This is a genomic window from Nitrososphaera viennensis EN76 (assembly GCF_000698785.1).
In the GTDB taxonomy this organism is placed as follows: Archaea; Thermoproteota; Nitrososphaeria; order Nitrososphaerales; family Nitrososphaeraceae; genus Nitrososphaera; species Nitrososphaera viennensis.
In genome coordinates, this window is the sequence record NZ_CP007536.1 from 1,252,634 (window position 1) to 1,270,163 (window position 17,530).

Annotated in this window: 21 protein-coding genes; 4 read left to right on the plus strand and 17 right to left on the minus strand. The window is 53.0% G+C overall.

Translation table 11 applies throughout. The features are described 5' to 3' along the window. Nucleotides 1-3 precede the first annotated feature (3 nt). The 5 genes from NVIE_RS07165 to NVIE_RS07185 form a co-directional block, all read right to left on the minus strand. Nucleotides 4-372 carry an urease subunit beta gene (locus tag NVIE_RS07165; protein WP_075056066.1) on the minus strand — a complete coding sequence of 123 codons (369 nt, stop codon included), beginning with the start codon at nt 370-372 and terminating at the stop codon, nt 4-6. An 84-nt stretch (nt 373-456) separates the two neighbouring features. Beyond that, entirely contained in the window at nt 457-759 is a 303-nt protein-coding gene (locus NVIE_RS07170; RefSeq protein WP_075054663.1) for an urease subunit gamma, read from the minus strand. Nucleotides 760-919: 160 nt separating this feature from the next. Continuing rightward, the gene (locus NVIE_RS07175; RefSeq protein ID WP_075054664.1) at nt 920-1,525 is read right to left on the minus strand and encodes a hypothetical protein; all 606 of its coding nucleotides are present in this window, start codon (nt 1,523-1,525) and stop codon (nt 920-922) included. 82 nt (nt 1,526-1,607) lie between these two features. Further along, nucleotides 1,608-2,720 (minus strand): urea transporter, encoded by a 1,113-nt coding sequence (locus NVIE_RS07180; protein WP_158435131.1) that lies wholly within the window; start codon nt 2,718-2,720, stop codon nt 1,608-1,610. Between the two features lie 252 nt (nt 2,721-2,972). After that, entirely contained in the window at nt 2,973-5,294 is a 2,322-nt protein-coding gene (locus NVIE_RS07185) for a sodium:solute symporter family transporter (RefSeq protein ID WP_075054666.1), read from the minus strand. 144 nt (nt 5,295-5,438) lie between these two features. On the opposite strand from NVIE_RS07185, the gene NVIE_RS07190 reads away from it, so the two are divergent. Continuing rightward, nucleotides 5,439-5,978 (plus strand): Lrp/AsnC family transcriptional regulator, encoded by a 540-nt coding sequence (locus NVIE_RS07190; RefSeq protein WP_075056067.1) that lies wholly within the window; start codon nt 5,439-5,441, stop codon nt 5,976-5,978. A 25-nt stretch (nt 5,979-6,003) separates the two neighbouring features. Here NVIE_RS07190 and NVIE_RS07195 read toward each other — a convergent pair whose 3' ends face one another. The 9 genes from NVIE_RS07195 to NVIE_RS07230 all read right to left on the minus strand — a co-directional run bounded on the left by NVIE_RS07195 (nt 6,004) and on the right by NVIE_RS07230 (nt 12,118). Next, entirely contained in the window at nt 6,004-6,867 is an 864-nt protein-coding gene (locus NVIE_RS07195; protein WP_075054667.1) for a ParB/RepB/Spo0J family partition protein, read from the minus strand. Between the two features lie 164 nt (nt 6,868-7,031). Continuing rightward, complete coding sequence (locus tag NVIE_RS07200) at nt 7,032-7,592, minus strand: hypothetical protein (protein ID WP_144239555.1); 561 nt, start codon at nt 7,590-7,592, stop codon at nt 7,032-7,034. A gap of 170 nt (nt 7,593-7,762) precedes the next feature. Next, nucleotides 7,763-7,966, minus strand: a complete 204-nt coding sequence (locus NVIE_RS07205; protein ID WP_075054669.1) for a hypothetical protein — start codon at nt 7,964-7,966, stop codon at nt 7,763-7,765. A gap of 187 nt (nt 7,967-8,153) precedes the next feature. Further along, nucleotides 8,154-8,630, minus strand: a complete 477-nt coding sequence (locus NVIE_RS07210; protein WP_075054670.1) for a universal stress protein — start codon at nt 8,628-8,630, stop codon at nt 8,154-8,156. 87 nt (nt 8,631-8,717) lie between these two features. Next, a complete protein-coding gene (locus NVIE_RS07215; RefSeq protein WP_075054671.1) occupies nt 8,718-9,221 on the minus strand; it encodes a hypothetical protein in 504 nt (167 codons plus the stop codon). A 72-nt stretch (nt 9,222-9,293) separates the two neighbouring features. Further along, nucleotides 9,294-9,455, minus strand: coding sequence for a hypothetical protein (locus NVIE_RS15365; protein WP_158435132.1), 162 nt, complete (start codon nt 9,453-9,455; stop codon nt 9,294-9,296). Between the two features lie 192 nt (nt 9,456-9,647). Next, on the minus strand, nt 9,648-10,169 hold the full coding sequence (locus NVIE_RS07220) for a hypothetical protein (RefSeq protein WP_075054672.1): 522 nt from the start codon (nt 10,167-10,169) through the stop codon (nt 9,648-9,650). A 69-nt stretch (nt 10,170-10,238) separates the two neighbouring features. Beyond that, on the minus strand, nt 10,239-11,762 hold the full coding sequence (locus NVIE_RS07225; protein ID WP_075054673.1) for a sodium:solute symporter family protein: 1,524 nt from the start codon (nt 11,760-11,762) through the stop codon (nt 10,239-10,241). Between the two features lie 83 nt (nt 11,763-11,845). Next, nucleotides 11,846-12,118 (minus strand): hypothetical protein, encoded by a 273-nt coding sequence (locus NVIE_RS07230; RefSeq protein WP_075054674.1) that lies wholly within the window; start codon nt 12,116-12,118, stop codon nt 11,846-11,848. 176 nt (nt 12,119-12,294) lie between these two features. On the opposite strand from NVIE_RS07230, the gene NVIE_RS07235 reads away from it, so the two are divergent. The 3 genes from NVIE_RS07235 (at nt 12,295) to NVIE_RS07245 (ending at nt 14,706) form a co-directional block, all read left to right on the plus strand. Further along, nucleotides 12,295-13,044, plus strand: a complete 750-nt coding sequence (locus NVIE_RS07235; protein ID WP_075054675.1) for a ParB/RepB/Spo0J family partition protein — start codon at nt 12,295-12,297, stop codon at nt 13,042-13,044. A gap of 114 nt (nt 13,045-13,158) precedes the next feature. After that, complete coding sequence (locus tag NVIE_RS07240) at nt 13,159-14,307, plus strand: agmatinase family protein (protein WP_084790685.1); 1,149 nt, start codon at nt 13,159-13,161, stop codon at nt 14,305-14,307. 3 nt (nt 14,308-14,310) lie between these two features. Then, nucleotides 14,311-14,706 (plus strand): urease subunit gamma, encoded by a 396-nt coding sequence (locus NVIE_RS07245; RefSeq protein ID WP_075054677.1) that lies wholly within the window; start codon nt 14,311-14,313, stop codon nt 14,704-14,706. Between the two features lie 9 nt (nt 14,707-14,715). Here NVIE_RS07245 and NVIE_RS07250 read toward each other — a convergent pair whose 3' ends face one another. From NVIE_RS07250 to NVIE_RS07260, 3 genes are read right to left on the minus strand one after another with little or no spacing between them, the layout of a single operon-like run. Further along, nucleotides 14,716-15,609 (minus strand): metal ABC transporter permease, encoded by an 894-nt coding sequence (locus NVIE_RS07250; protein WP_227717281.1) that lies wholly within the window; start codon nt 15,607-15,609, stop codon nt 14,716-14,718. Between the two features lie 2 nt (nt 15,610-15,611). After that, complete coding sequence (locus NVIE_RS07255) at nt 15,612-16,334, minus strand: metal ABC transporter ATP-binding protein (RefSeq protein ID WP_075054678.1); 723 nt, start codon at nt 16,332-16,334, stop codon at nt 15,612-15,614. Between the two features lie 5 nt (nt 16,335-16,339). Further along, nucleotides 16,340-17,356 (minus strand): metal ABC transporter substrate-binding protein, encoded by a 1,017-nt coding sequence (locus NVIE_RS07260; protein WP_227717282.1) that lies wholly within the window; start codon nt 17,354-17,356, stop codon nt 16,340-16,342. Nucleotides 17,357-17,530 lie beyond the last annotated feature (174 nt).

A 17,530-nucleotide genomic window follows, 5' to 3' on the forward strand; every position in this document is an offset into this window, starting at 1 on the left:
CTCCTAAGCTCCGTTAAAGCCCTGCTTCTGGGCTTTTTCGACGGCTGCGCGCATGACCATGCTCGAGTTCAGGCTGCCCATGGTCAGGCCGTTGAACCCGAAGCAGACCCTGGCGCCTCCTATTTCACACAGCTCCACCTCTTTGCTGTCCCCCGGCTCGAACCTTATCGAAGTGCCGGCCGGTATGTTGAGCCTGTAGCCGAACGCCTTTTCCCGCGGAAAGTCAAGTGCCCTGTTTACTTCAAAGAAATGCGTATGCGAACCTATCTGGCAAGGCCTGTCCCCCTTGTTCTTCACGGTGATCTTTACCGTCTTTCTGTTTGTGTTGCACATCACCGGTTCAGAGGCCAGAACGTATTCACCGGGCATCATTGGCCTAGCGACCTCCTTTTTTTTGATGATTTTCTTTTGGCTTCTTCTTTTTTTTGTTTTACCATTTGTTTTCTTCACCCACTCCTATTGTACTGGATCATGCACGGTGACCAGCTTTGTGCCGTCTGGAAAAGTCGCTTCCACTTGGACCGTGTGAATCATGTCCGGCACTCCGGACATAACGTCGTTTTTCTTCAGGATGGTTCTGGCAGACTGCATCAGCTGTGCGACGGTTTTTCCTTCTCTTGCGCCCTCCACGACATAGTTGGCTATATAAGCCACCGTCTCTGGGTAATTCAGTTTTATACCTCGCTTTTTCCTCCCTTCAGCGATCTGGGCAGCCGTCCAGATCCACATCTTTTCCATCTCTCTTGGTGCAAGCATCATTTTGTTTGCATGACCTCAGAGTCCGATAGAGTAGTGAACTATTTTAGATTTAGAAACTAACTAGCTCAATAAATACAGCCATGAGCACGCCGGAAAAACGCGCCGGGCGGACGAGCCGCAATTTAGCCGACGTCGACTGAATTTTTTTAGAGTATCGTCTTTACTTTTCTGCTATCCTTATTGGAAGGGCAACTCCAAGCCAGAAAAAGACAGACTCGTACAGCCCGTTCTTGTTCACTGGCAGCGTGAAATCGTAGGTCTTGCCGTCCGTCGTCTTGATGGTCAGAAAGTTTGAGACTATGGCCCGCCCCATCATGTTTGTCACCATAGTTTCCCACCCCTTGCGGAGGGTAAACTCGCGCATGTCCGAGTACCAGATGGAGTAGCCAAAGTTCTCGCTCCGGAGAAGGTCTTCAGGAGTAAAGTTTGCCTGCTTTCGGATCTTTGAAGTGTCGTCTTTGCCACCATCATTATTATTATTCATGGTCAGCAGGTACGGGTACGGCGCAAGCCCGGCCACGTACCCAAGGTCGGCGAATTTTGCCAGGAAGCTTTTCTTGGACACGATAACCCGCTCGGTGGTAAAGTCGAGCGTAAAGTTCTTTGACCAGCCGCCCTTGCTCTCGGAACTCAGCCGCAAGACGACTTCTTCCAGATGGTTCTCCTTGCACCAAGCCATGTAGGTTCTCACCCTTTCCGAGTCTGACATGCCCGGCAGTTTTCCCTTGTACCGTTTTGTGAACCTGTCAAATGTTTGCGGGTTCATTTTTCATTTCCACACACACAGAGAGATAGGGATATACACGCGCGCGTATGTCGGCGAAAAAATTTCTGAGCCGGGATTCCTCTCATGGCCTTGACCACCCTATCCCGGCGGGAATGTTCAGGAACCCCGAAGTCGCAAGGAGGAATACCCACGCAGTAAAGACGAACGGGCCCGTAAGCGCCGGCAGGCCCCACTGGCCGAAGAACCTTTGAAGGCCCGGCATCAGGAAGGAGCAGCCTACCGTTGCAAACACGGCCATCATAAAAGACTGCGGCGTCAGGGGAACAAAGCTTGTCAGCGCTATCATCACCAGCACCTGATTGAATCCGTGCAACCCCATCCTTGTCTCTGCGGTGGGCAGCTTTGTCAGTATGGCCATTGCCGCGCCAATGCCCGAGCCAAGGAGGGCCATCAGCCCGGCCAGGTACAGCGGCGAAAACTCGTCCCACTGCGACGTGTAACCGTTGGTCCACCACGGCCTGTCCTGCACACCGCTGATGAACGGGGCAAGCTCGAACGCAAGCGTCAGACCGACGACCCAGAACACGCCCGTCTTCCAGTTTTCGACAAAGGTGACCTGCGATACGCCCTTCAGGGTCGCTATCATGAACTCCTTTGCTGTCCACTTGAAGCTGTTGCTTGTGTTAGGGTTGCCGCTTTCTTTTATCAGCTCCTCTTTGGGCGGCGGGGCCGGAGCCGGCCATATGTCGTGGCCAAACCTCTTGGACGCATACATCATGGCCCACGTGGTAAAGATGAACGACGACGTAAAGCCCGGTATCGCCCAGGAATTGGCGATGCCGTTCAGTACGAACATGTCTCCCATCAGGTGCGCAAATGCCATCCACGTAAATGCGGTGATGGCAGCGCCAAAGACGGAGATAAAGAAGGTGGCCTTGTTGGCCTTGACAAACGGCCCAGACCAGAACGCCATGCCCGTGAGTATAGAGTTGTAGCCGAACAGGCCGAATGTCACAAGGTCGTACGACGCGCCGGCCATTATCGCTATTCCTGCTCCGATAAGGCCTGACAGCACCATCATTCCGCCTGCCTTGCGCGATGCCAGAAACACACCTGCCAGAATCAGTATGCCGGTTATCGGAGAGCTGAAAAGCGGCACTTCCGCGATCCCGTTGAAGAGTATGAAGAAGAAATCCATCGCGGGATTTCCAGTAGAGTATGTTGGGATAGCCATTGATTTCCAGTGCGAGGAGTGCGGTTTAACAATTTGTAAGCAAGATGAATTTATTAATGCAGAATAACCCAAAGCGATCGCAAGAGTCGCAATCATCTAGATAAAAAATTTAGTCGACGTCGGCAAAAGTTTCTAGACAGGCAAGTAAGCAGGCACGAGATCGGCAGGCCCCTCCAATCACGGCGAATATGCTGCCTTACCGGTTATACTACTACAGCGGCATCACCATCATCATTATCGTCATCGTCATCATCACTTCATCAGCACCACAGGCGTTGACGAAGTCTTTAGCACCTTTCGGGTCACGCTCCCCATCTCTGCTGCTCTGTTGTTGATTCCGTTAATCCCCATCACGATCATGCTTGCCCCGATTTTTTCTGCAACTTCAACGATCTTGGAGGCAGGGTCTCCCATCTTTACAATCCTCACATATTCTCCTGCCCTGCGCGGGACTATTACGCTGTTGAGCAGGATCCTCCCCTCCTTTTCCATCCTGGAGGTCAGTTCCTCATCGACTGACTCGTCGCTTTCTTCTTCCGGCCATTCGATAACGTAGAGCAGGTATATCTTTGCCTCGTTTATGCCGTAGATGTTTGTTGCATAGTTGAGCGCGCGCAGCGACTGCCCCGACCCATCTATCGGTACGAGGATCCTTTTGGCATAGTACAGCTCGTCAGAAGTGGCAGCCGGCTTTGGAGGTCCTTCCATGTCCTGCGTGGCAATTGCGTTTGTCTTTTGGCCCATGATGTGCAGGACCTTGGTGATCCCGACTCGGGCCTCGATCAAAGGCAGGAATATGATAACTGCTGCTGCAGATCCTGCCCACGCCACTGCAATTCCAACCCATATAGTGTAGGTTGTTTCGGTAAAGACATAGCCGGAAAGGTAAAGCGGCATCGGCCAGGCCACGACCAGAACGAGCGTGAGGGCAATGGCGGCTTTGTAGCCAACCTTGAGAGATTTCTTCAGGTATTCCTCGTTTTCGCTTTCAAACAACCCCTTGATCTTTCCGTCGACAACCAGTATCTTTTGCTTCATGAGGCTCAGGTCAAAGTTGCTTGGCCTGATGGTACTCCCTATCAGGGCGACGGCCGCCCCGACAAATATGGACGAAAGGTTGCCTGCAAGCAGAGGTATGTCATGTCCGGTAGAGTGGACCGATATTTCGCCATAGAGCACGTACGCGGTTCCCACCCACACGCTCACGCCGCAGACAAGGCCGGCCAAGGCGCCGGCCGTGGCAGCAACCCTGTTTGTCTTTTTCCACAGGACAAGCGTGACTGGGACCACAGCGGAACCTATCAGGACTCCCATCGCAAGGTAGACGTACTGGAGGCTGACTCCGATCTGGAGAAGCACCAGCGCCAGCACCCCCATGCCGATGCCAAAGGCCACTATCGAATAGCGCGAAATGCGCATCAGCTCCCTGCCGCTTGCCGACGGCTTTAGGTAGGTCCTGTAAACGTCGTACGTGACGAGCGACGAGACCGCGACAAGCTCTGCAGAGCCGGCCGCAGTGACGGCCGTGAACAGTATGGTGAGCATGAGTATGGCTCCAAGTTCTCCAAGGACGTGCGAGGCAGCCGTGGGAGCCACCAGCCCCATACTGATCTCTTCTGGAGTGAGCTGCACGTTGACCGCGACTGCGGCAAGCCCAAGCGTCGTGGCAAGGGTAAACGGTATGGCAAACCATGCGAGGCCGCCTGCAAGGAAGCCCTTGAATGCAGAGCGCGGCCCTGCAGCTATTGCGCGCTGCCAGTATGCCTGATCCACAAAAACGGTCCCGAAGTTTCCTGCTATGTTTATCACGCCAAATATCAGTGCGCCAGTAGACGCCAGCGTCAGGTACGAACCTGTCGCGTTGCCTTCAACCGGGCGAAGCGCCGCGGCGGTGCTCAGCTTTTCAAACATGCCAGAAATCCCGCCTATCTTGGGATCGATAAAGTACACTGCCGTGACAAAGACCAGCACGACGATAAAGAGGAAAACCGTGTTCATGTACTCTGCAAGAAAGGTCGCCTTGAGCCCTCCAGAGAACGTGTAGATTATCACGCCTATAGGGATGAGAAAGGCGGCAAGCGAGATGTTTATCCCGGTCAGCGAGCTTAGAGCTGCGGCCCCTCCTAGGACAAGCATCGCGGTGACAACTGTGTTGGTCATTAGCGCAAAGAAGAGGAACACCTTGTGGGAGCCCTTGCCAAACCGAGCGTAGATTATCTCCGGAAAGGTGTGGGACGAGGGGGCCTTGCGCTTGAGCTCTGTGGCAAGAATTGCAAACAGGACCACCTGTATGCTGGCCCCTGCCGCGTACCAGAACGGCCCGCTGACTCCAAACTGGTAGGCAACTGTGGAGGACTGGAGGAGAGTTGCCGCCCATGTCCATGCCGACACCACCGACGACGCTATCAGCCCGACCTTTACGGACCTTCCAGCAGTTGAGAACCATTCAAAGGTCTTCTTGGTGCCAAGCCATTTGGTCTCCACCCTTACCAGCAGGATAACTGCAAGCGCCATGACCAGTCCCACTCCAAGGAGGATAAAGTATCCCAGACCTTCGGAGAGGACTACTTCCATGCCCGTAAGAATGTCAACAAAAATTTAAAGGTGTATAAGGTTAGGGCGCCTGCCTAACATACGTTGTAATAAACGTATAACTGACAAGATAATTTTCAAAATTACTTGAAAACACCTATATACAAACCCTGATAACCCCACTTGATGCCCGACGACATTGACGAGCTGCTCCTCTCGGCGCTGAGCAGGAATGCAAAGCAAGACCCTCTGGAGATCTGGGACTTTTTAAAAGGGCATGGCCACGACGTCCCGATAGAGGAGATCGAGTCGAGAATAACCAAGCTCGAAAATGACGGCGTCATAACCGGCTACACTATATCAGTGGACACTAGAAAGCTGAGGCGCAGGGTCATCAGGGTCGTGCTGGCAACATTCAAGACCTCGCAGCACCTTCCAAAAAGGCTGGAAGGGTTGAAAAAGTACGTAGCCGACGCGCCCTTTGTGCTGTTCTCGGGCCGCACAAGGGGAGGGTATGACTGGATATGCGTCCAGGCGTTTCCATCCGAGGAGATGGCCGACGAGGAGAGCGATATCTACAGGAACCTTTTTGGCGACATCATACAATCCTACCAGGTGTACGACTTTATGCCCGTGAAGGACCCTTCCTTCCACTCGCTTGCATACACCAGCAAGGAATACAAAAGATTCCTTGACGAATGGATACCGCCATTTCTACCCAGATAGATAATAGGTAGCAAAAGGAAGCTATCTAGCTTCTGTGCTGTTTTGCGCTGCTGTTCTTGAAGCGTATGCTGTCATCTATCAGCGAATGAACTTTCAGCCGGACCCCCATCAAAAAGTTGATAATTTCGGCTCGCTGGTCCGGCTCGACGGTGCTGTGGACTTCGTTTATGAGGTTGTCTATCCTGTTCAGCGCGATCTTTAGGGTCAGGTACGTCTTGCGTGCTATGACTGGCGCCCTCGACTTTGCCGCGACGACAAGATCATCGTGACTTTCCTGATTCAGAGCGTTCTTCAGTTCACGGATCTGCCTTACCGTCAGGTCGTTGTTCATGATGTGCTCCACTATCATGGACTGCTTTTCATGCGAGATCTGGGCTATCTCGATCGCCTGGCTGACATTGATGGATCTGTTCGCTATCTTTTCCTTGATCTCGTCAGGGAGCCTCAGCAGCTGCATGTGGTGCGAGACGTATTCCTCGCTTTTGCCTATCTTTTTTGCAAGCTCTGTCACACCTCCCCACCCAAAATCCACTATGTATCTCCGGAACGCTTCTGCCTCTTCCAGAGGATCCATCGATTTTCTCTGGACATTTTCAGTGAGCTGGATTTCGTATGATTGCTTGTCTGTTAGCTCTCTTATTTTTGCTGGAATGAATCGCCATCGCAGGTTCTTGCAGGCATGGAACCTCCTGTGGCCCGCCACTATTTCAAAGCCGACAGTGAGCGGCCTGATGAGTATCGGCTGCAGCAGGCCGTGCTCGCGGATACTGTTAACCAGCGTCTCGAAATCTGGATCGTCTTTCTGAAATGTGTCACGGATTGCAAACTGGGACGGCCGGATCATCTTCATCTCAATTTGCTCGACAACACTCGAATCGATAAATTCCATTGTGATAATACTTTTTCGATGCTACTTATCTTTTGCTTGCTGTACCATAAATTTTGAAAATTATGATATAGTAAACATCATTTCTGAAAAAGTTTACAGGAATTTCTAGCTACATAAAATTTATATTAATAGAAGTATTTTTTCTATATCCTATATGATTTATTCTATTTTCCATAACGTTTTTTTGCATAAAAGAGCTCTTCTGGCAGGAATAGATCTGCAATGTCCTCGGGCAGCAATGCGTACTCGATGGTTGCTTTTCCGGTCGCCAGGTCCTTTAGAAAGTCATCATCATTGTCATTGCCACCTACCATCTTTGCCAGCCGCCGGACAGGATTGACATAGAGCTCTTCCACCCAGTATGGAGGCCAGGCCATCGCATACCGGTGCTTTTCGGTTAACTTGTACGTAAAGTACCATGCCAAGCCCTCCCTGAGCTGGTGAGGGAGGCTTTTGCTGATGATGCTGTGAATTAATTCGTGTAGATAATGGCCGAATTTTGCCGCATCGAACCTGATCACGATTTCTCGCAGCCGGTAGTCGGTTATCCCAACGAGTTTTGCTCCAGCCGGCAGGGACAGGTTGGACCCTTCTTTTCTTGCCACAACCTGTACCTCCATTTCCCAGGTTCCCCTGCAGATCAGTATGTCAAAAGAAGAAGCAACGCCAAAGTAGTCGTAAATGACTTTGTTGGCATGCTCTATCAAAAGGAAAACATTTTGCATTTCTTGCAACGAAGTTTCAGTTAGAAAAGTTACGACGGACCCGGACATTGGAAGGCTATGTACGGCAAAGTATCCCATTCATCACATAAAAGTCCTGCGTTGGTTACGAAATACCAGAGATTAGTTTGCCGAACAATTCCGGGGCTTGCACAAAGCAGGCTTTTGCAGCATCAGTGGAGGTAAGACTCGCCGCTCTTCATGATGTGCTTTGCATCATTGAGTGAAAGCATGCCCTTTGCGACCATTATCCTCAAAAGCATGGGTACGACGTTTTCCATGTTATACGGAAGCCGCGTGTCCATGAACAGCGATGGCGGGGGGAGCTTCTCATCTGAAATGATGGAATTGTTTTTCTCGGTTTCTCCTGACAACATATGACAATTACAAGATTGACGTATTTATATAATACTTTTTTATAAGTATACTACGTAATTTTATGAAAACAATCGAGGAATAGGCAAAGTAGTTTACGGATAATCGTCGATTGCCTGTGGCAAGCAGGGAATTAGCGGCTGTACAGGTGCGCGACAAGGCAAAATCGAGTGGATGAGGAGAAAGGGCCTAGCGCACCACAAGAACGGGGCAGGGTGAGTGGTTTATCACGGCGTTTGTGACGCTTCCAACCAAGAGTTTCTTGAACGTGGACTGGCCCCTTGAGCCCATGACGATAAGATCCACGTTATTTTTCTTGGCATATTCTGTTATCACGCCCACTTCGTGGGTACCGTCGTCAGGCAGTATTTCGGCTTTGGCGCTAACGTTCTGCTTGGCGGCATCGTCTACTATATCAGACATCCACCGCTCAGCGGACTTTATCCTTGCTCTCCGAAAGCCCTCGACGAGCCGGACGTTGCCGTACCGGGCCTGGAGGCCTATGGCGCCTCCCTGCTTGACATTTTCGACGACGTGCATGATGACCAGCTTGGCACCCTCCACCTTTGCAATGTGTACTGCATATTGCGCGGCCTTGCTGGAAACAGGCGATCCGTCAACAGGGACGAGGATCTTTTTCACCGAGACGTCTGCTGCGCCGGTCATGATGATGACAATTGTTATTTCGAGATCGCCTAGAAAAGTCTTGCCTGTTTAGCTGTAGATTACGCATCACAATTATCATTACCATCGTCAACCCCGCAGGAGCACATAGTCGCGCCCAAACACGAAACCGATCCACATCAGCGCGCCCTTTTGGAACACGACTGCCATCTGCGATGCGATCTCGCCTGGCGCAACGTCGCTTTTGCCCTCCTTGCGCGCAAGGGCCATCTCGTCCGGCTGCACAAACAGCGGCATCTTGACCTCCGGCAGGCCTTTTTCCTTGCGCATGTGATTCAGCATATTCAGTATCAGATCAAGGTCATGCTTGACATCAGGGAGAAGCAGGTTTTCTCTGTATACGGCAACAATGTCGGTGGTGCCGCCGTTCTTGACCCTTGCGACCCGGAATAGCGCCGGGAGTTTTTTCCATTCGGGATAAAATTCAGTCAGTGCCGAAACCAGCTCGTCGATTTCACCCCGGAAGGCCGACAGGTCGTCCTCGCTCCCGCGCTTTTGCCGCGCGATTATCTTTTCGATCTCGGATTTTACCTGCAAAACGTCCTTGAGAGGCTTGACGTTAAAGAGCACCACAAAGATAGGCGGCTCTTGCTTTTCAATGTTGCCGTGAAAAATGAAAAACGCAAGAAAAAAAAATTTATGCTGCTACTTGTGCGTCTTGTGTCGTGATTCTGGCCTTTCGTACGTCGTGCTTTCGATCCTTTCAAGGTCGCGCTCTATGCCCGGCTGGAACTTGTTCTTGGCGTACCAGACGGCGGCGGCGCTTCCCCCGATTATCGCTGCAACTGTGATCGCTTCCTCGAGCATACGCTTTCAATGCGGCCTTTTGCATATAAACCCTGATTGTAGGATAATATGAGAAACCGCAAATATTATGCTACGGAAATTCTGTATTATTATTTGTAAAGTAGAAGAATTATCACACCACAAGCTCATAAACAATATATTTATTACAACAAGGCGTACCAAGCGAGATTTGTAAACTACGCACGCATACGACTACAAGCTCAGGACCCGCTTGGCCTCGCTGACCCGGTCGAGCAGATCCTTCAGGAAAATGTCGGCAAACTGGTCAAACGTAAACACGGAATATTTCTGGCGGTATTCCTGCTTGCGCTTCTGGTACTCTTCCTCCAGCCACCGGAAATCCGATTCTTTCAGCTTGACGATGAAATTCTGCGACTTGGCTTTTGACTCGAACATGTTGAGCATAAAGTAGCTGGCAAACTGGGTAAAGCTGTTTGCGCGGTACCTGCGGTTGTACTCTTCCTTGTATTTTTCAAAGTTCTCGTCAAGCCATGCCTTGACGTCTGACCTGATGGTAAGCGACGTATAGCGGCCGCCGAAATCCTCCTTTATGGCGCACGTGTCCACCGTGTAGTAGCCGCGCTTTATCTCGTTCATAAGGATGATGAGAGCGCTAGGGAGGAACATACCTGGATAGTACTCGTCCGTTATCTGTTGCAGCTTCGCCAAGATGGCTGGCTTTAGGCCTATCGTGGCATATCCTTGGCTAGGCATACAGAAGATTCAAGCCCTCTTGCATCTAAATAACCTTTTTATAAAAAAGAAGAGGTTTTGAACCCTGCCCTACCTCCCCACTGGCTCCATGTAGCCCTTCAGGTCCTCGCCCCTGACGACATCCTCTTCTGGTGGGACATATTCGATGACGCCGTGCCTCTGCTCCCCGGGGTATCTTTTCTGCGTCGCAAGCGCGACTATGATAAACGCTGCAAACGATATGGGCGGAGGTATCATCGTGTCAAGGCCCGCGTACTCTGCAGGAATAGTCAGGAACAACAGGAGCCTGATGGCAGAGCCCACGATGAGCGACGTGATCGCAGCAGGCATGTTGGCCTTTTTCCAGAACAGCCCAAGTGTGAGCGGGGCCCAGGCGCCGGCAAACACGATGTCAAACGCAAGCACGAGGTAGATTCCCGGCTGCGGGAGCAGGTATCCGAGGATAAACGCCGCAACCATCATCGGTACCGTAAAGAGGCGCGTGGTCATGAGCAGTTTTTTGTCCTCCATGCCAGAACGTTTCAGCATCCTGCGCAGGATGTCGCGCTGGATGATGTTCCTTGACATGACCGATGATATCGCAAGGAGCCCGCCGTTGGCAGTAGACATCGACGCGCCAAGCACGCCCATCATGAGCGCGGCCCCTATCGGAAACGGCATGTGGTTTATCGCAAGCTCCGGGTAGGCCGTAAACGGATCTGCGATGTTTGGAAGCACAAAGAGCGCGATTATGCCCATCATGCTGGTCGGGATGACCGTAAACAGGGTGAGGCCGGCGCCCATGAACGCGCCGCGCTGCGCCGTCCTGCCGTCCCTTGCCGCAAAAACCCGCTCCATAAAGTCCAGCGCCACGATGTCGCCGAGGCCAAGCGCCATTATGCTTGCCCAGTTGACGTACGCGCCGTTTGCCGGGTCAGTGAGCCCTGACAAATCAAGGTACGCGGGCGGCGCGTTGCCAAGTATGGTGCCAAAGTCGACGCCGTAAAAACCGCCTGCAAAGAACAGGAACGCCGCCCAGAACGCGCCTATTGCAAGATATATCTGGAAAATGTCCGTATAGGCAGACGAAAAGAGGCCGCCTGCGTACGTGTAGACCAAGACTATTAGCGCGGCGATAAGCATGCCCCAGAAAAGGTCGATTCCAAAGACAGATTGCAGAATAAAGCCGCTTGCTGCAAAGTTGCCGGCGACAAGCACGATGAAGCTTATCATCATGAGCACGCCTGAAATGCCTTCGGCGCCGTTGCCAAAGCGCCGGTAGTAAAAGTCAGGCAACGTCAAAAGAGCCATCTTGTTCAGCCTCTTGCCGTAAATGGTCCCTGTGAGTATGAGGCATATGCCCAAGCCTATCGGGATTGCGGCGCCGGCCCAGAATCCAAACTGGTACACCAAAGACACGTTTCCAAGCGACGAGTTGCCATCGATTGACTGCGCGGCAAGCATCGTTCCCACAAAGAACAGAGGGAGACTTTTTCCGGCGACCATGTACCTCTTGCTACTTTTCTTTACAAGCCTTGATGTCAGCGTGCCAACGACAAGCGACAGCACAAGGAATGCCGTAATAGCTATTCCAAACCCGTCCAGCCCAGCCATACCCTTATCTTATATATTTAGTAAATATATAAAACTTGCTAAGATAAAAAGTTCGACTGTCGAACGCGCGCGTACGTCCACCACTAGGCACTCTTGCAGATGCCCAGCATTTTCAGAACGTGGAAGGAAAAACTGATGTCTTCTTTGGCGATGTCTGGGATTGGCTCGCCTGCCTCGTGCTTCAGGTCCTGGAGAAAGTCATAGATCTCGTCGACGGTCACAGGAGCGTTCTGGTAGCCAACCTTTTCGTTTACGGTGTTGTACATGGAGATATAATAGCTAAGGAAGGTAGTCTTCATCAAAGTCTTGTCCGCGCCGGCCGTTGCCCGGATGACTCGGGACGTGCTTCCTTTCATGCTTGATGGGTGCCTGCGAATGATATAAGCATTGAGATAAAAACTGTAAACTACGTATCTAGCCTTGCAGCATGATGCGTAGACTACAACTGGTAGGAAAAAGTATCCGGGATCTTCATTATTGAAGGCGTTTTGCAGGATAATTTATAAATACGTAGATTACTAATACTTTTGCGATGCAGGTCAAGAACATCCCTGTCAACATGATAGACATAGCCGAGGAAAACGTCAGGAAGGACCACTCTTTCGGGGAGGACGACAAGGACAGGCTCATCAAGGAGCACTTGTCAAAGTTTGACCTGCTGCAGCCGGTCGTCGTGCGCTTTGACGACAAGAGCAGGCGCTACAAGCTGCTGATAGGGCGCAGGCGCTTTTTCGCGCTCAGCGCCAAGGGCGAGACCCAGATACCCGCCGTCGTCACTGAGCTGGAGGGCGCAGAGGCAGAAGCCGCGTCGCTCTTTGAGAACCTCATAAGAAAAGACCTGTCGCCGCTTGAAAAGGCAAGGATGGTCAAGAGGCTCGTCGACACCACAAAAGCAGGCATTACAGGTGTAGCGGCAAAGTACGGCCTGCCAAAGAGCACGGTGAGCGAGTGGCTCAGCATATTATCATTGCCGCAGGTGCTGCAGGACAACATCGACCAGGGCAGGATAACTTCGTACGAGGCCATCAGGATAGCAAGAAAGCCAAAGACTGTGCAAGAGAAACTGGTAGTCGCGGCGCAGGAGGGCAGGCTGCAGGAAGAGATGGCCGAAGCAGGGGTAAAGCGCGGGGCGCCAAAGGGCCTGCTGACTGTCCGCCTTGTGTTCGACCCGAGGAAAAAATCCGACAAGCAGCTGTGGGAAAAGCTCAACGCAAAGGCAGAGGAGAGCGGCCTTGACGTCACCGACTATGCGAGGAGCATCCTTTCAAGGCACGTGCAGTAAGACACACGCACGTAGATTACGTTCTTTGGCGCGCTCGTGCGCAAAAAGTGGCACGTAGATTACTTAGCAATATTTAAGAAATACTTACTAATTACTTACAGGTGCTGAAAAGGCATGGGAATGGAATTTTACGGTGATTCGTACAAGGGAAATGACGAGCCGATTTTTGTAGGCATACCAACCTTCCTAAAGCTGCCCTGGCTAAGGAGCAAGGCAGAGCTGGAAAAAGTCAGGCCGGACGTGGCCATCATAGGAGAGCCGTTCGACTTTGGCACCACCATCCGCCCGGGAGCAAGGTACGGCCCAAGGGCAATCCGCGCGGCCTCGACCGTCCCGTCCCCGCCGTACGAGCACTTTAACATAGAGACAGGCGTCGACCCGTTTGGCGTGTTCAGGACAGTCGACTATGGCGACGTCAACATATCGCCCGGCGACGTGGTAGAGTCGCACAGGCGCATGACAGAGAAGGTGAAGGAGGTGCTTGACATCGACGGCATCCCGGTGATGCTTGGCGGAGATCATTCAATTACGTTTGCCAACGTGCGCGCCTTTGCAAAAAAATACAAGAACATCGGCATGATCCACATCGACACCCATGCCGACTGCGCGCCGCAGGGCCTGACAGGCTTCAAGTACGACCACGGCGCCCACATCCGCAGGATAATGGAGCTTGGGTGCCTCAAGGGCAAGAACTACACCCTCATCGGCCCGAGGGGCTACTGGCCGGGGCCGGACCTCTACAAGTGGATGGCCGACCAGGACTTTCAGTGGTTCACTATGCTCGACGTTGAAGAACTTGGAATCGACAAGATAGCAAAAGAGGCAGCAGACAGGGCAAACGACAACGTCGACGCAGTCTACATCAGCTGGGACATTGACACGTTTGACCCCGCGTATGCGCCGGGAACAGGCGAGCCGGAGCCAAACGGCCTGACTTCCAGAGAAGGCATGCGCCTCATGCGCCTGCTTTCGACGTCATTTGACCCGGACAGGTTTGCGTTTGACCTTGTCGAAGTCGCGCCAAACTATGACGTAAGCGACGGAAGCTCGTACAATGGTGGCATCACGTCCGGCCTTGCCAACAGGCTCATTGTCGAGTTGCTTGCCGGCCTGTCGCTGACAAAGAAGGGCAAGACGGAAGGGACCCCGGTGAGGCCAAACCTCTACCGCGGAAAAGGCCACACGTACGACTTTGGCAACGGACCCAAGGCCAAGGTGCCAAAGAGGCCGCCCCTGAACTACGGCCCAAAGGTAAAGAGGTAGCAGATGATCTACATCAAGGCAGTTGCAAAGGGCGAGCCTGACGCGGCCCCCCTTGCCAAATTTTTTCAGTACATCGATTCTACGGACGAAGTCATCCTGCAGCATTCGATAGAGATGGTAAAGGACAAGATTGACAAAAACCTGAAGCTGAACGTAAACGAGGCATTTTTGCTGTACGCGTATTTTGTTGCAAACCAGATGCGCGCCAAGAAGAAGGCGGCCGAGATCGAAAAGGACGCCAAGTCGCTCCTTTCGCCAGGCCAAGTCATGATAGGCGTCCCGGAAACTTTGAGGATTGTCACGTTTGACGCCATAGTTGACGGGAAAAGGGAATGGGTGACTTTGCAAGAGCCCATGTCCGTGTCAAGCTACGTAATGGCAGCCAATCATCAAGGCTAATAATAATTCTCAGTGCGCGTGCCTGTGATCCTTTTCATGCGCGTGTGCGTGTACGTGCACCACCACCCCATGTGAGTGCATGTGGTACTTTTTGCGCAGAAACGAGTACAGCGCAGATATGCCAAATGCGGCCGCTCCAAACAGCACAATCGTAGCGCCTGACGCTGAGTCGAGGAAAAAGCTGGAATACATGCCGGCAAAGGCAGTAGCCGCGCCTATCGCGGTAGAAAGTGCAAGCATCTTTTGAAAGTTGTTTGTCAGCATCCTTGCAGAGATGGCCGGCGCAACTATGGCGGCCGCAAGCAAGGTCACGCCTATTGCAGACATTGACGCGATCACGACCGTGGCAAGGATGAACGAAAACGCCAGCTCCACTGTTTCCACCCGGATTCCATAGACCCGGGCCGTGTCCTTATCAAAGAGCGTAAAGAGCAGGCGCTTGTGGAAGAACGTGATGAACAGCGCCGTTGCGGCAGTGGCTATTGCTATCATGGCCACATCCTGGCCGGTTATCCCAAGTATGTTGCCAAAGAGTATCGATTCAAAGTCGCGTGTAAAGCTCCGGGTGGTGCTTATCAAGAGCACGCCGACTGCAAAGCCGGCTGTGGTGACGACGCCTATCGCCGCGTCGGCCTTGATCTTGCTCCTGCGGCTTATCTCGTTTATCGCAAACGCCGAGAGGAACCCCCACAGGGCGGCCCCAATGTACATGTTAAAGCTCAGGATATAGCTCACGACGGCGCCGCCAAACACCGCGTGCGACATGCCATGCCCGATGTAGCTCATGCCGCGCAGGATTATGTAGACCCCAAGGAGCCCGCAGGAGCCCCCGACCATTATGGCGACCAGTATCCCCCGCGTGAAAAACTCGTATTGGAACGGCTGCAGCAGAAGGTCCATCATCGTCAGCGTCCCCCCTCCGTGTCCACCACCAGCCCGTAGGTTGCAAGCAGGTTTTCGTTGGTCAGTATGTCGGCGGGCCGCCCCTGCGATATTATGCGCCTGTTCATGCACACGACCCACGGGAGCCGGCGCGCCACGCCCGAAATGTCGTGCGTGGTGAGGATCACCGTGACGCCCTTTTGGTTCAGCTCGCCAAGCACGCCAAGTATCGCCTCCCGGGTGGCGTGGTCGACGCCGGAGGTCGGCTCGTCAAGCACGAGTACGTCAGGGGAGCGGATCATCGCCCTTGCAAGAAAGACGCGCTGCTGCTCGCCCCCGGAAAGCTCGCTTATCTGCCGCGACGCGTAATCGCCTATGCCGAGGCTTTCAAGTACGCGCATTATCGCCTCGCCGGCGGCGCTTCCTATCCACGGGCCCCTGCCCGAGCTATTCCACACGCCCATCGACACGACCTCCTTGACGGTGACCGGGAAATTCCAGTCAACGCTTTCCACCTGCGGCACGTACCCTATTTTGCGCCCCCTTTCTAGGTCCACAGAGCCGTGCCACGGCTTGACAAGGCCGGCTATCACCTTCAAAAGCGTAGTCTTGCCCGAGCCGCTTGGCCCCAGGATGCCGACAAAGCTCCCTGCGGCTATGCTCAGGTTGACGCCCTCTATCACCGGCCGGTTGTAAGAGTAGCCGTAGGTTACTTCCCCGAGCGTGACTGCGCCGGCCGCCTTCATTCCTGTCACAAATCCCCCGTATACGTATCAGCAGGATCTATGTCTGAAAGCGCGTCGACGTTTCCGCCAAGTGGGACTATCATGTTGCGCATGTTTTCAAGCATCATGCCAACGTAGGTGTGTCCGGGCTCGCCGGCGTTGCCCGGCAGCGCGTCGTCCCGCAGCGTTTCTACGACCTGGACGTTGGCTTCCTTTGCTATCTGGTCGACCACCTTGCTCTGGAACACCTCGGAAGCAAATATTGCCGGCACTTTTTCCTGGCGTATCTGGTCGATTATGCTTGCCACCTCCTGCGGAGTCGGCTCGCCAAAGTCTGACGGCTGCACTGCCCCTATCACCTTCATGCCGTAGCGGGGCGCAAAATAGGCCCACGAGTCGTGGTACGTGAGAAGCTTGCGTTGCTCGGCAGGGATCGTCTGTACAGACGCCATGATGCCCTGGTCAAGCCTCTGGAGCAGCGCAAGGTACCTGTCCGCGTTGGCCCTGTAATAGTCTGCATTGCCAGGGTCCATCTCCACCAGCTTGTCGCGCACAAGCTGCGCGTACTTTATGGCGTGGGCGACGTTGAGCCACAGGTGCGGGTTAGGATCGCCGCCCTCTTCAGGGAAGCTAAAGTCAAAGACCCACTGGTCGCGGGTTATGGTGCTGTCCGCCAGCCTCAAAATCTGGAGGTCTGGCTTGCCGGCAGCTTGTGCCACCCTTTCGATGTCGGTCTCCAGATGGAGGCCGTTTATGATGACGAGGTCGGCTTTTCCGACGGCGATCGAGTCTGAGGGCGCAAGCTCAAAAGTATGGGAATTCACGCCTTCCGGCACAAGGCCGGTGAGCTGTATCCTGTCGCCTCCAACATTTCTGACGATGTTTGTTATCGGCGCCACAGACGTGACAACTGCCAGCTTTTCGCTCTCCACGCTGGCAGGGGTAGGGACAGGGTTTGCGCCCGCAGACATGGCGGCCACCCCAATTATCGCCGCCACGACCACAATGGCCGCAATTATCCCTATTGCTTTAGCGTTTGCCAACTGCAAACGCCTCCACAGAAACTAGTATTACTGTATTGTATTTGCGTAATACCATATTCATCCCAACTGTTGCGCGAGGTAAGATAAAAAGTTTCTACAATTATCAGTAAACTACCCAAGTTCACTTGGAAACGAATGTGTAGAATACACAACAGGATTCTGCCGACATCGGCT

Bases quoted from the DNA above. Each gene is read 5' to 3' on its own strand.
- NVIE_RS07255 (WP_075054678.1), bottom strand. From the start codon at position 16,334: ATGAAGGCGGCCGGCGCAGTCACGCTCGGGGAAGTAACCTACGGCTAC.
- NVIE_RS07220 (WP_075054672.1), bottom strand. From the start codon at position 10,169: ATGCCTAGCCAAGGATATGCCACGATAGGCCTAAAGCCAGCCATCTTG.
- NVIE_RS07230 (WP_075054674.1), bottom strand. From the start codon at position 12,118: ATGAAAGGAAGCACGTCCCGAGTCATCCGGGCAACGGCCGGCGCGGAC.
- NVIE_RS07190 (WP_075056067.1), top strand. From the start codon at position 5,439: ATGCCCGACGACATTGACGAGCTGCTCCTCTCGGCGCTGAGCAGGAAT.
- NVIE_RS07195 (WP_075054667.1), bottom strand. From the start codon at position 6,867: ATGGAATTTATCGATTCGAGTGTTGTCGAGCAAATTGAGATGAAGATG.
- NVIE_RS07240 (WP_084790685.1), top strand. From the start codon at position 13,159: ATGGGAATGGAATTTTACGGTGATTCGTACAAGGGAAATGACGAGCCG.
- NVIE_RS07235 (WP_075054675.1), top strand. From the start codon at position 12,295: ATGCAGGTCAAGAACATCCCTGTCAACATGATAGACATAGCCGAGGAA.
- NVIE_RS07250 (WP_227717281.1), bottom strand. From the start codon at position 15,609: ATGATGGACCTTCTGCTGCAGCCGTTCCAATACGAGTTTTTCACGCGG.
- NVIE_RS07175 (WP_075054664.1), bottom strand. From the start codon at position 1,525: ATGAACCCGCAAACATTTGACAGGTTCACAAAACGGTACAAGGGAAAA.
- NVIE_RS07200 (WP_144239555.1), bottom strand. From the start codon at position 7,592: ATGCAAAATGTTTTCCTTTTGATAGAGCATGCCAACAAAGTCATTTAC.
- NVIE_RS07210 (WP_075054670.1), bottom strand. From the start codon at position 8,630: ATGACCGGCGCAGCAGACGTCTCGGTGAAAAAGATCCTCGTCCCTGTT.
- NVIE_RS07205 (WP_075054669.1), bottom strand. From the start codon at position 7,966: ATGTTGTCAGGAGAAACCGAGAAAAACAATTCCATCATTTCAGATGAG.
- NVIE_RS07185 (WP_075054666.1), bottom strand. From the start codon at position 5,294: ATGGAAGTAGTCCTCTCCGAAGGTCTGGGATACTTTATCCTCCTTGGA.
- NVIE_RS07170 (WP_075054663.1), bottom strand. From the start codon at position 759: ATGATGCTTGCACCAAGAGAGATGGAAAAGATGTGGATCTGGACGGCT.
- NVIE_RS15365 (WP_158435132.1), bottom strand. From the start codon at position 9,455: ATGCTCGAGGAAGCGATCACAGTTGCAGCGATAATCGGGGGAAGCGCC.
- NVIE_RS07245 (WP_075054677.1), top strand. From the start codon at position 14,311: ATGATCTACATCAAGGCAGTTGCAAAGGGCGAGCCTGACGCGGCCCCC.
- NVIE_RS07165 (WP_075056066.1), bottom strand. From the start codon at position 372: ATGATGCCCGGTGAATACGTTCTGGCCTCTGAACCGGTGATGTGCAAC.
- NVIE_RS07180 (WP_158435131.1), bottom strand. From the start codon at position 2,720: ATGGCTATCCCAACATACTCTACTGGAAATCCCGCGATGGATTTCTTC.
- NVIE_RS07225 (WP_075054673.1), bottom strand. From the start codon at position 11,762: ATGGCTGGGCTGGACGGGTTTGGAATAGCTATTACGGCATTCCTTGTG.